10 protein-coding genes are annotated in these 12425 nt (G+C 61.3%); 4 read left to right on the top strand and 6 right to left on the bottom strand.

From position 1 onward, the window contains the following. Window positions 1-7 precede the first annotated feature (7 nt). The 3 genes from RZS28_RS10820 to trbB are packed head-to-tail and all read right to left on the bottom strand — an operon-like array spanning window position 8 to window position 1610. Window positions 8-286 (bottom strand): VirB3 family type IV secretion system protein, encoded by a 279-nt coding sequence (locus RZS28_RS10820; RefSeq protein WP_407337770.1) that lies wholly within the window; start codon window positions 284-286, stop codon window positions 8-10. Further along, window positions 286-627, bottom strand: coding sequence for a TrbC/VirB2 family protein (locus tag RZS28_RS10825; RefSeq protein WP_407337771.1), 342 nt, complete (start codon window positions 625-627; stop codon window positions 286-288). The genes RZS28_RS10820 and RZS28_RS10825 overlap by 1 nt, the downstream gene beginning before the upstream one ends. Beyond that, the gene (gene trbB, locus RZS28_RS10830; RefSeq protein WP_407337772.1) at window positions 624-1610 is read right to left on the bottom strand and encodes a P-type conjugative transfer ATPase TrbB; all 987 of its coding nucleotides are present in this window, start codon (window positions 1608-1610) and stop codon (window positions 624-626) included. Before trbB ends, RZS28_RS10825 begins: the two co-directional genes overlap by 4 nt. Before the next feature lie 366 nt (window positions 1611-1976). On the opposite strand from trbB, the gene RZS28_RS10835 reads away from it, so the two are divergent. Both RZS28_RS10835 and RZS28_RS10840 read left to right on the top strand, forming a co-directional pair. Beyond that, window positions 1977-3104 (top strand): AAA family ATPase, encoded by a 1128-nt coding sequence (locus tag RZS28_RS10835; protein WP_407337773.1) that lies wholly within the window; start codon window positions 1977-1979, stop codon window positions 3102-3104. Next, window positions 3056-5848, top strand: a complete 2793-nt coding sequence (locus RZS28_RS10840; RefSeq protein WP_407337774.1) for a hypothetical protein — start codon at window positions 3056-3058, stop codon at window positions 5846-5848. Before RZS28_RS10835 ends, RZS28_RS10840 begins: the two co-directional genes overlap by 49 nt. A gap of 145 nt (window positions 5849-5993) precedes the next feature. Here the strand turns inward: RZS28_RS10840 and RZS28_RS10845 are convergent, their stop codons facing one another. Together RZS28_RS10845 and RZS28_RS10850 are read right to left on the bottom strand one after the other, a co-directional pair. After that, window positions 5994-6416: a CopG family transcriptional regulator gene (locus tag RZS28_RS10845; RefSeq protein ID WP_407337775.1), complete on the bottom strand. Its 423-nt coding sequence runs from the start codon at window positions 6414-6416 to the stop codon at window positions 5994-5996. 11 nt (window positions 6417-6427) lie between these two features. Continuing rightward, window positions 6428-8416 carry a conjugal transfer protein TraG gene (locus tag RZS28_RS10850; protein WP_407337776.1) on the bottom strand — a complete coding sequence of 663 codons (1989 nt, stop codon included), beginning with the start codon at window positions 8414-8416 and terminating at the stop codon, window positions 6428-6430. Window positions 8417-9360: 944 nt separating this feature from the next. Between RZS28_RS10850 and RZS28_RS10855 the strand changes: the two genes are divergently transcribed. Both RZS28_RS10855 and RZS28_RS10860 read left to right on the top strand, forming a co-directional pair. Beyond that, window positions 9361-10572: a restriction endonuclease PLD domain-containing protein gene (locus RZS28_RS10855; protein WP_407337777.1), complete on the top strand. Its 1212-nt coding sequence runs from the start codon at window positions 9361-9363 to the stop codon at window positions 10570-10572. A gap of 51 nt (window positions 10573-10623) precedes the next feature. Further along, window positions 10624-11124 carry a hypothetical protein gene (locus RZS28_RS10860; RefSeq protein ID WP_407337778.1) on the top strand — a complete coding sequence of 167 codons (501 nt, stop codon included), beginning with the start codon at window positions 10624-10626 and terminating at the stop codon, window positions 11122-11124. Between the two features lie 133 nt (window positions 11125-11257). Here RZS28_RS10860 and RZS28_RS10865 read toward each other — a convergent pair whose 3' ends face one another. Then, complete coding sequence (locus RZS28_RS10865) at window positions 11258-12400, bottom strand: protein NO VEIN domain-containing protein (protein ID WP_407337779.1); 1143 nt, start codon at window positions 12398-12400, stop codon at window positions 11258-11260. Window positions 12401-12425 lie beyond the last annotated feature (25 nt).

The following is a 12425-nucleotide window of genomic DNA, read 5'->3' on the forward strand; positions in this document are numbered from 1 at the left end:
TTTGGCCTCAGACGCTGAGATGGCCGGGGATGCGCAGATGGCGGCGCACCACATCGACGAACATCGGATCGCGCTTTGCGGCCCAGACCGCGGCGGCCTGACCGATCGCCCAAAGCAGCAGCCCGGCGATCCAGAGCCGGAGGCCGAGGCCGAGCGCGGCCGCCAGCGTGCCGTTGAGGATCGCGACCGCGCGAGGCGCCCCGCCAAGCAGGATCGGCTCGGTCAGGGCGCGATGGACGGGCGCGACATAGCCGGGGACAGGCTGGTCGCCAGCGAGGTCTTGCATCAGATCAGCGCCCCGCCGCCGAAGGAGAAGAATGAGATGAAGAAGCTCGACGCGGCGAAGGCGATCGACAGGCCGAAGACGATCTGGATCAGCCGGCGGAAGCCGCCGGACGTGTCGCCGAAGGCGAGCGTCAAGCCGGTGACGACGATGACGATGACCGCGAGAATCTTGGCGACCGGCCCTTCGACCGATTGCAGGATCTGGTTGAGCGGCTGCTCCCACGGCATGTTCGAGCCGGCGGCATAGGCCGAGCTCGTCGCCAGGAAAGGCGATGAGATGGAAAGCGCCAAGGCGGAGACGGCTTTGATGTGACGGCGCGGCGAGAGAAAAGGTTTTTTCATTCTGGATCTCCGGGTGAGGTAGGCTTGGCGGCCGAGACGAGTTTGTAGTCGCCGGTCTTTCCGAGCCCGGCGACGCGGACGAGCTCGACGAGCCGGCGCTGGGCGCCGCGTCCGGCGAGCACCGCAATGACGTTGATCGTCTCGGCGATCAGGGCCCGCGGAACGGTGACGACGGCTTCCTGGATGAGCTGCTCGAGGCGGCGCAGCGCGCCGATGCCCGTCCCGGCGTGGATGGTGCCGATGCCGCCGGGATGGCCGGTGCCCCAGGCTTTGAGAAGATCGAGCGCCTCCGCGCCGCGCACCTCGCCGATCGGGATTCGGTCGGGGCGCAGCCGCAGCGACGAGCGCACCAGCTCGGAAAGGGAGACGGCACCATCCTTGGTGCGCAGCGCCACGAGGTTTTGCGCCTGGCATTGAAGCTCGCGCGTGTCCTCGATAAGCACGACGCGGTCTGCGGTCTTGGCGACCTCGGCGAGCAGCGCGTTGGTCAGCGTCGTCTTGCCGGTGGACGTGCCGCCGGCGACCAGGATATTGCTGCGCTCCGCTACCGCCCGACGCAGGACGGCCGCCTGACCATCAGCCATGATGCCGGCCGCGACATAATCGTTGAGGGTGAAGACCGCGACGGCGGGCTTGCGGATCGCGAAGGCGGGCGCCGCCACGACGGGCGGTAGGAGACCTTCGAACCGCTCCCCCGTCTCGGGCAACTCCGCCGACACGCGCGGCGCGCCGGCATGGACCTCGGCGCCGACGTGATGCGCGACGAGGCGGATGATGCGTTCTCCGTCCGCGGCGGAGAGGCGCTCGCCCGTCTCGGACAGCCCACTGGAGAGTCGGTCGATCCAGAGCCGCCCGTCGGGGTTCAGCATAACCTCGATGACAGCGGGGTCTTCGAGGAAGGCGGCGATCGCCGGTCCGAGGGCCGTGCGCAGCATGCGCGCGCCACGAGACATCGCCTCGGACTGGAAGGAATGAACCGCCACCTGCGTCCCCGTTGTCGTGGGCTGCGAAAGGCGGCCCTGGATCGGGGATAATTAGAAAAGGTAGGAACCAGGTTGGCGCAACAACCTTACGAGGTGCGTAGGGCCGTAGCGTGCAAAGACAGGGGGACGGCGGAGTTGCTCTGATTACTTATCAGCGATCGTGGTCAAATGGATGGTCTCTTTCGTGGCAGGGGCGGACGTTTGCCTCTCGCGTCAAAAGCGGAAATTCGCCCGATGTCCCGCCCGGACCAGGTCTAAGCTCCATTGAAAAAGCCGGTGACCTCTAGACGCTTTGCATCTGAAAAAATCCTGGGAAGACTTCTGCAGACCGCCTTTTTGTTCTACTCATAAGAGGCGGAGGGAGAAATGCCCGTTTCACTGTCCGAAGCCGTTCAGACCCTTCTTTCCGGGAACGTCTTGTCGTGGACCAAATTCGGGGAGCTCAAGGCAGGCAATATCCAGCTTGGGTCGCCCGGTGCGCGACGGCTGCTACACTTCCTCGTGTCTTGCGACCAGAGCAAGGTCGCAGAGGCCAAAGAAGAATTGTTCAACGGCCTCGTAGCCGCTTGGCAGAACACGTCCTTCGATCCTGCTGCCGCCGCTAAGGCGACCACCGCGACAGCAGACACCGGCAGATGGCGGCTGGTCCGTCTGGAATCAGCCGGGTTCGGCGGCCTCAATTTGGTAGACGGCCCAACCTTCGTGCTCGCCCTCGATGGCGAGAATTGGTGCCTCGAAGGTCAGAATGGCTCGGGCAAAACGTCAATTGTCAGCGCCATCATCTGGGCACTTACCGGATGCCGGTGCCGCGACCAGGACGGCGTCATCCCGGACGACGGACGGCGCATGCCGGTTTTCAATGACTCCGGCGTCGAAATCGGCGACTGGCCCCCCGCGGTCTCGTATCCTACTACTCACCTTAAGCTGAGTAGTCCGGCCGAGGCATGGGTTCGTCTCACCTTCCAAAACGAGAACGGCGACACGGTAGAAGCATACAGGCGACTGGTAGCGCCCACCTCTGGCGAGCCGACGATTCAGGTCAAGATAGACCCGGTATTGCAGTCAGCTCCGCAACTCATCGAGACTGGCCTGTTGATGCCCGCGCGACTGGCGCGCATCGGCTTCGGTGACAAGAGCCAATCCATTTTTGAGGCCGTCAAGCTTCTGACCGGGCTCGATCAGCTTGCCGATATTGGTGAAGGCGCTGCGAACCTGACGCACAAGGCCAAGCGTTTTCTGAAGTACGGGGTGGACAACGGCATTCAGGTGATTGAAGCGAAAATGGAGTTTTCGCTTAAGCGCGCTGCAGAGGAGGCCACCAAGGCCGCGTTAGAACTCAAAATCACCGGAAAACGCGAAAGCAGAGATTACGCCCAGGAGCTTCGGGAGGTCGCGAACAACGCTTCGCAATGGCGGGCGCTCATCTTAGCATTCTCGCGTCAGACGTGGCCAGTGGCCTTGACACCAGCAAGCCTGACGACCGCGCCAAGATAAAGAACGCGGTCAATTCCGCGCGAGGCATTCTCCAGCAAAATGTCAAAGGCATCACCTCGTTCGATGCGTGGGCTGCCCTGAAGACGGCGCACACGGACTCAGTCTTTCAAAATCTGCCCGCAGCTATTGTCGAGGCGAAGGCAATCCTTCCCGAAGCTATCGCATGGGACAAGCGCCAGGCGGAAGACAGCAAGCTGCGGCTCAAGGCTCTTGCATCCCAGTTCTTCGTGGCCTCCGGCCATGCCCACGAAGATGCGAATTGCCCGCTGTGCGAGAGCAAGCTTTCGGGCGACAAACGCAAGGCCCTTGCAGTGGAACTCGCAGAACTCAAAAAAGCTGCTACGGCGGCTGAGCGCAAGCTCACCGATGCGTGCGCGGAACTTGAGAAAAGTATCCGGGATCTCATCCCCCAGACGCTCAACGCGCACTTCGCGCTGCTCACCACAATGCAACCCCGTGAATCCTTTGAAGCCGCCGCCAAGGAGCGGTTCACACAGGAACCTGCCTTCTCCACCGTCCTGACTGGTATGGCGGATTTTGCAACGACAACCATCGGCGCGCTCGCGGCCAAGCTGCCGATCTTCGAGCATACAGAAGCAGGTGAACCGCCGGATGCGCCTGCCGCCGCCAAGAACCTCTTTTCATACATCACGAACGTCCTGCGCATCGTGGCGCTCGTGGACTGGTGGGCCATTAATCGGCAGTCCTTTGTGGATAGCTGGAATGCGCTCAAAGGCGTCGCTGATGCGGAGGGCAAGTTTCCGCCAGACAGTCTGGAGGGCAAACTCGCGGCGCTTGAAGCGGCGCTCGAAAAGGCTGCTCCTCTCGACGACCTTGCCAAAGTGCTAAAAGACGCCGCGAACGAAGCCGAGAAATGGCTTGCCATCCACGCTCAACAGCTGGTCCGCGAAGCGATTGCAGGCGCTCTGGAGCCGCTTAAGGATTTGCGCACACTGGTGGCGACCGAAACAGCCGGTTCGATTTCCGCGCTGTCCGGGAGAATGAAATCGGTTCTCGACCGCATCCATTTCAAGGAACGTCTATCGTTCGAAGACGCGGCCTTGAGCAAGAAGTCCGTTCAGGTGTCCGGCAGCTTCGACCACGGCATTCGGATTGATGCATCGACCGTCGCCAACAGTTCATGGCTTCGTGCCATCCTTTGGGCGTTCGTCCTCGCGTTGCGGGAACAGACCTTGGAAACACTAGGCGCGAACCCGTTCCCGCTCGTGGTGCTCGATGACCCCCAAGTTACATTCGACCCGCGCAATAAGAGAAAATGGGCCGAGGAAATTGCCCGGCTGGCCAATTCGGGTCCAGCCACACCAGAAGCCATGCAGCTTTTGGTTGTTACCCATGAACGCCAGTTCTTTCAGCTTCTTGTGAACATCGAGAAGCTGATAGGCCAGCAGGGTATGGTCGTGCAATTGAACAAGGCCGCTGGAGTCGTGACCGTTGTTAACGGCTCGTCCTTATCTCAAGCTTATCAGAAGGCGATTGACAAAAATGATGATTCCCACGGTCATCAATACGTTAGCGAGGTTAGGATCTATTGTGAAGACTTACTCAAGATAATGTTGAGAAGCACGGATAGTCAGATCACAGGAAAGTGCCTTAGCGAACTCGTGCCTCTCCTGACTCAAGTCGTTAAAGATGCCGTGCCTCCGTTCAATCTCAGGCCGTTCAGAAAGCTTCTTGACGTTTTCACGGACGGAAAGGGCGGAAAACTATTTGATGTGCTAAATAACTCCCATCACCAGAAAGATGGGTCAATCGGAGTTGCACAGGCTAAGGATATTAGACAATTTTGGGAAGGCACGCTTCAAACAAAACTCCATACGTGCTTCAAAGTCTTTGCGGAATACGAGGCCTATTCGGGCGAACCGCGTTTATTCCCGTGGATGGACAATGTCATTCCGCTGCCTGCGGGCAACGCCGAGAAACTCAAGAATCTCAATCTTGTGCACACGGGAATTGCCGCTGCGGCCAAGTCCGACGGCCGCGTGGGAGACGGGTTGATAACCATAGAGGAGCTGGCGCAAGCAGCCAACATCACGCTGCATAATCATAACGCCTACCAGCTCACCGCAGGAACGCTCGACCCGGTGGCAACCATTGGTGACGTCATCATTGTCAGCAACTATGCGAAAGTTCACGAGCGCAACCTCGTGGTCGCGGCGTTCGGCGACCAGCTGCTCGCGCGGCGCTACAACGAAACGGAAATCCACCCGCACATAGCCGTCCTGACCGGACAATCCGTAGATCCCTATGCGCTCGCGCAGCCAGTCATCGCGCCTCAGGAGAAGATAGAGCCCCGGAAGATAGTCGGGACGCTGTTTGCTTCCTCTAGGCTTCCGACGCCGCCAAAAGATGAAAACGTCGAGTTCACCGCACTGAGTGACCTTACAGTCGTCAACGCACTACTTCAGAATGCCAAGTTATTTAAAGTGAGTGGCAGAAGCGCCGAACCGATCGCACTTGACGGCCAGTTCATCATAACTCAGTCCGTGGCGGTGACGCCTGCATCGCTCGGTGAGATGGATGGACGCCTCGTCATTGCGGTTGACGAGAACGGCGCGCGATATTTCAAACGATTCCATCGTCACGGTCCCCTCGTTGTGCTGGAGAGTCTGAACCCAGATGGTACGGCACCCGGCGAGCTACTCAGCTTCGAAGGCGTGCTCGGCCTTCCGCGTCTTACCGGCCTGCAGGAGGTTGTCGGCATCCTTTTTGAACTCCCCAATTAGCTGCCACCGAATGGCAACTGAAGCGGCCAAGTTATTCACCAGCTTCGGAAGTCAGCTGCGGGTCTTTTTCTCCGGTTCAATGGAATGTCGGCTTTGTATATGCCATAGCTCGGCGGGAGGGTCCGTGTGGTTTCAAGGGCGCCAGTCATCCTCCCTCTCCTGTCGTGCCCTCTATATCTTGTGGAATCTCATCGAGCAGGCTTTGGCCCTTCTGCAGCCGCCGGCCGAGCGCCTCAATGAAACCTTCATACCGCTCGCGGCCCTTGATCTGCGCCGCCGCTTGCGCATCGCTCGGCAGCGGCGGCGTGATCGTCAGCCAGAAGCGGATGAACAACGCCAAGGTCTCGGTCGAGATGCCGACATTGCGCTCAAGCCGCTGAACTTGCCGCGAGAGCCGGTCAAGACGGCGGGCGAAGGCTGCTTCGCGGCGGTCCGCGCCATCCGGCGACAGGAAGGATGCGACGGCCGCCTCTACGATCGCCGAGCGCGAGAGCCCCTTGCGTTCGGCGAGGTCGCCGATCTGCCTCAACAGTTCCGGCGGGAAATAGACGTTCATCCTGTCGCGCATTGGCCAGCACCTCAAAGCTCGAGGCCGTCGCCCGAATCGAGCGAGGCCTGCCGCGCGAGACCGCGCATCTGTTGACGAAGAACTCGCGCTTGGCGCGCATTGTCCTCCGGCTCGTCGTCGATCATGGCGAATTCCTCGCGCAGCTGCGGATCTGCAGTTTCCTTCGCGATCGTCACGTGATTGGGAAGTTCTGGCTCCCGGCGCAGGCCGCCATTAGGGGCGTCCTCGGATTTCTCGATCTCGGCGAGCAGTGCCGCCGACGGGCTCTGAGGTGCGAGTGCGGACCAGCTATCGAGCTTCGATGGTACGACCGCTGACGTGAGCTTGGGCGGCGGCAGAATACGCTCCGTCAGGCGTTTGTCCTCGAAATAGCGCGCTTTCTTCGCCCGGATCGGCGGCGCGCCCGCGATCATGACGATCTCATCGGTCGCCGGGAGTTGCATCACCTCTCCGGGCGTGAGCAATGGCCGCGCGGTCTCGGACCGCGAGACCATGAGATGGCCGAGCCAGGGCGACAGACGGTGCCCGGCATAGTTCTTCATCGCCTTCATCTCAGTGGCTGTGCCGAGCGCATCTGAGACACGCTTGGCGGTCCGTTCATCATTGGTCGCGAAACTCACGCGGACATGGCAATTGTCGAGGATCGAATTATTCGCGCCATAGGCCTTCTCGATCTGATTGAGGCTCTGGGCGATCAGGAAGGCTTTGAGGCCGTACCCGGCCATGAATGCGAGCGCGCTTTCGAAGAAATCAAGCCGGCCCAGCGCGGGGAACTCGTCGAGCATGAGCAAGACGTGATGACGGCGATTCTTGGCGTGCAGGTCCTCGGTCAGCCGGCGGCCGATCTGGTTGAGGACGAGTCGGATCAGAGGCTTGGTGCGGCTGATGTCCGAAGGCGGGACCACGAGATAGAGCGTCGCTGGGCGTTCGTCAGCGATCAGGTCGGTGATGCGCCAGTCGCAGCGGCGTGTGACCTCGGCGACCACGGGGTCGCGATAGAGGCCCAGGAACGACATGGCGGTGGAAAGAACGCCGGAGCGTTCATTGTCGGATTTGTTCAAAAGCTCCCGCGCCGTTGACGCCACGACGGGATGCGGCCCTGCTTCGCCTAGATGGGGCGTCGTCATCATGGCCTTGAGGGTCGTCTCGATCGGGCGCTTTGGATCGGAGAGGAAGGCGGCGACGCCGGCGAGCGTCTTATCCGCCCCGGCGTAGAGGACATGCAGGATGGCGCCGACCAGCAGTGAGTGGCTGGTTTTCTCCCAATGGTTCCGACGCTCCAGCGAGCCTTCGGGATCGACCAGCACGTCCGCGACGTTCTGCACGTCGCGCACTTCCCATTCGCCGCGACGAACCTCGAGCAACGGATTATAGGCTGCGGACGCCGCGTTGGTCGGGTCGAACAGCAGCACGCGGCCATGCCGCGCGCGGAAGCCGGCGGTGAGCGTCCAGTTCTCGCCCTTGATGTCATGGACGATGGCCGACCCCGGCCAGGTCAGAAGCGACGGGACGACGAGGCCGACCCCTTTGCCGGAGCGGGTCGGGGCGAAACACAGGACATGCTCCGGTCCGTCGTGCCGGAGGTAATCGCGGTCCAGCTTTCCAAGCACCACGCCGTCCCGGCCGAGCAGCCCGGCGCTCTTCATCTCGGCGGTCGTCGCCCAGCGCGCCGATCCATAGGTCTCGACGTTCTTCGGCTCGCGGGCGCGCCAGACCGACATGCCGATGGCGACGGCGATCGAAATGAATCCGCCCGAAGCGGCAATGTACGCGCCCTCGACGAAGATCGACCGGGCATAGGCGTCATAGGCGTACCACCACCAGAAGAATGCAGGCGGGAGATAGACCGGTATGTCCCGCGCGAGCTCGAACCATGGCTGGCCAAGCTGAGGCTGGAAGCCGAGCCGCCATGCCGTCCACTGCGTCGCGGCCCAGATCGTGACGAGCACAATCAAGAAGACGACGGTGATCTGGCCCCAGAGAATTTTGGTGGCGGACAACGCCAGGCTCCTCGGCAGCGAATGCCATCAAGGTCGGCGGCCAGCGCTTCGGATTACAAGACTTCTCCGTTGCGGATCGCAGGTTCGGCGGCGTCAGCGAAGAGACACAGGGAATGGCGTAAAAGGCCCGTAGACCGCTTGCGACCCATAGTTGCCGTCGCCTCAGACCAATCTTGTGGCCCTTCTGAAACATCTCAGCCATCTGGAGGCGCGCTAATCGTTCCAGAAAGCAGACCTTGAATGGTGCACAGTTCAAGCAGACTGTGTGAAAACTCGGTCGTCAATCCAGCCAATCCAAATTTCGAAGAATCTTGGCCCGTTTTGAGCGACCGGAAGGGGGCCGATCGCTCAAAGTCGTGCTGAGCGAGCCAGTTTTTCGACAAAACGTGAGTTTTCACACGGTCTGCAAGATTTTCGTACCACGAACTTGATCCCCCGACTTACCTCGGTGCGAATGTCCGCCTTGGCCGGCGCCCCTCACGCAGGAGACAGTCCGCTCTCACGCCCCTTTCGTCATGACCGCTTCGCGCCCATCTGGGTCACTCAGCAGTCTGATAGGCAGTCCCGTAACCCGCCGTTCGTGACAGTTGTCCCCGACCCGCTCAAATGACCGGGTCGGGGACTTCCGAATTTGACTGCTGCCAAGCGAAGCTGACGGGAAAGCGGTCGTTCCAACTGAGCTTTGTTAGGGCTAATGGCTAATTGGGCTCGCCGAACCACTGCAGCACGTCTTGCTTCAGCTGATCGAGAACGGGCTCATCTTCGCACGCTTATCCTCCCCTGCCGCGGGGTGCTTCGCCGGGCGGGCGGCTCCTCGGAAGGCACGCTTGGCGCCCCGGCGAAGCGCGCCCTGTCTTCATTCATTCTAGCGACTGATTGGTGCCCCTATCACGATTGGCCAACGATGATTAACGTGCAGGCCAGACAGAGGGAGAAGGCGGAGCATGCACGTTTCATTGTTGGATGCAAAGGCGGTTGCGCGACGATTATCGGCGCTCATCGAGAAGCATGACCGCATCGCGATTGCTGTTGCCTGGGGCGGGATTACACCGGTCTCTGAGACGCTGCTCGCCAACACATCTAAGCTCGAATGCGTGCTACTGGGTCTGGACTTCTCTGCGACCGACCCTGATCTCCTTGACCGTCTCGTCGATGTCCCCAACGCCTTTGTCACCAAGAACCGGCCGGGCTGCTTCCATCCCAAGATCTTCTATTTCCATTCCGACGCTAAGGCCGAGGCGATCATCGGCAGCGCTAACTTCACGAGGGGCGGACTTGGTGCAAATTTTGAGGCCAGCGTCCACGCTAAAGGTGCCGTCAGCGACCCCTTTTTCGAACAGGTTCGCAAGCAGCTAGAGAGCTACAGCAATTTGCGTCTCCCGATCACTAAACCGCTGGCTGACAGCTACCGCCGCTCGGCAGAAGCGGCCGCCAAGACGCCGAGGCCGAAAAACCCGGTTCTGCCTGATAATCGAAAAGACTGGAAGCGCGTCACCTCGCCGCTCGCCACCATGTCGTGGAAGGACTTCGTCAAAGGCGCCCGGCAGGATCTCCATCACGATTTCAAGAAGCGCATGAGACTGGTGCGAGAGATCCAGCAGATGTTTGCCAGGACCGCCTCGTTCGGTGACCTTTCTGTCGCCGAATGGAAGGGCATAGCCGGCGTGCTCGGAGATCGCGAGGCGGAAGAGGCTAAGCTTGAAGGCTTCGAATGGGGATGGTTCGGATCGATGGGCGGCGCCGGCACGTTCGCCGAATTGATCGGCCGGAAAAACACTGCATTGGGGGACGCGCTCGATGCGGTCCCAAAGCGCGGCACCGTTACCGAGGCGCAGTTCGACGCTTATGCTGCGGCATTCACGGCCGCCTTCTCGGGGGCCTCGCGAACCGCAGGGCTTGCTCCCGCCACCCGGCTTCTCGCCATGAAGCGCCCCGACGTCTTTGTTTGCGTGAATGGCGGCAATACGGCGGGTCTCGCCGAGGCCCTGTCATTTGCCCCCACCACGATCAGGCTCGACAACTACTGGGAGCGGGTGATCCAGACGATCCAGCAAGCGCCTTGGTACAATGCACCGCGCCCGGCTGGTCGCGACATGGAGCTCTGGGACGCGCGCGTCGCCATGCTCGATGCCATCTACTACGAGCCCGTGGAATGACGGGCGCCTCCACCGAGGCCGAGTTGTCGCCTCTCTCCTCAAGGTACGCGGATGGCTGATATCGAGCTATATTCCTGGTCCGGCGGATTTGCTGATCTTATCTCCGAAGACCGGCGATCGGTCGCTCAGCTCGTGAAGGATGGCGGCGCGATCGTCGGCAGCATCGAGCAGGTCACCAACCGACTGGACCGGACACAAATGCTTGCGCTTCTGCACGACCAAGCGACTGATCGGATTGTCGGCGTCGCCGTGCTCAAGACACCTGGCCAGGGGTATCGGGCCGATAAGTTTGCGATCGCTGGTGTCCCGATCACCGGTTTCGAGGCAGCGCCAGAACTCGGCTATGTCGTGGTCGCCGAAGACATGCGGGGCAGGCAGCTCTCGGGTTGTCTTGTCGACGCGATCGTAAAGGGCCTGCGCGTGCCAGTCTTCGCGACGACCGACAGCAGCACTATGAAGAATAACCTCACCGGGTCCGGCTTCACCAGGGTCGGGCAGGAATGGCAGGGGCAGAAGGCGACGCTCTCGCTTTGGACGTTCACACCTCGCTGAGCGTTGCCGGGGTTTCCCCGGACACGCCGCAATTGATACCTCATCGGGAACCTCTTCCCAAGGGCAGGCTCCCGATGAGGGGGGCTATCCGCCGATTGACACTTAGTCTGTGTTGCTATGATTGTCGGAGCGCCTATCGCCGCTCGAAGCGATAGCGCACCGAACCACTGCGCACCACGCGGAACCGATTTCTTGTATCCGCGCTCGCCGGGTTGCTGAGCAGCAGGACCTGCCATCGCGCCGGATCGAACACGAATGGCACATAGAGGATACGGTAGCGCCGCTTGCGCTCGAGGCTCGCGCTGCCTGCGACTTCCAGCTCACGGGCACTAAGCTCGAACTCTCCGCCTTCGTCGAGCGCGGACTTCACCTCGTAGAGATACTCGTGTCGCGTGGTCTCGACCCTGAAGTCATATCCCAGGCTGTCGCAACCTTCGCTGCCGGTGCAGAACGCGGCGCGGTTCGATGAGACCCAACAATCGTCGTTCATCTCGCGCGGGTGCCGACGCTTCAGATACTCTCGCGCCAGCCATTCGCTCGCGATGCCCATCGCCCTGCGGACCGCATCGGGCGGCTGGTTGCGCCAATCCTGCCCCTTTCCACCACCTAAACCGGTTCGCTTCCGCTCGCCCGCGGTCTGCTCCTGCACCGCGAGTCGGGGTGCCCGGCTCCGACCATACCAACCCGACTCCTGAGTTAGCGCGGCATCGGCGAGCTGCTCGAACAAAGTGGTGAAGTCGTCACTGCCCGTATCGAGAGGCGTGCCGCCAAATTCGATCGTGCGCTTCTCCACTTCTGCCTTGCGCCGAGCTTCGCGGGCCTCACGCTCTTCGTGTTGGAGGTCGGCCTCGGTCAGATCGAGATCGTCGAGAACATCGGAGTGCGGCATGGTGCCCGGCCACGCGTTCACGCGTGCGAGGAGAGCCGGCAGCGACCGTGCTTTTACCGGCTCGAAATCGATCAGACCGCGCTCGTCCAGCGCCCGGACAAGCGGCTGCGGATCCGCCATGTCCATCAGCGGCGGCGGGGTGGTGCTGTTCTTTCGACACCATGCGCGGATCAGGCTCACGAGCCGCGTATGGTTCGATGTGATCAGCTTCCGATTGGTTGAGACGGCGCCGTCGAACTCTGGGAGATTGATGGAAAGATCATCCGGGCCTAGCGTCGCGTCCGCGGCAGCGGCGGCCACCCCGCCGACGAAGTCGCGGTCGATCGTCTCATGTTCGATCGGCCATGCCGGATCGAACTGGACGAATTCCAGCTTTCGATGACCCACATAGTCGCTGAGATCCTGACCTGCT

This window comes from Methylocapsa polymorpha (assembly GCF_045689225.1).
In the GTDB taxonomy this organism is placed as follows: Bacteria; Pseudomonadota; Alphaproteobacteria; order Rhizobiales; family Beijerinckiaceae; genus Methylocapsa; species Methylocapsa polymorpha.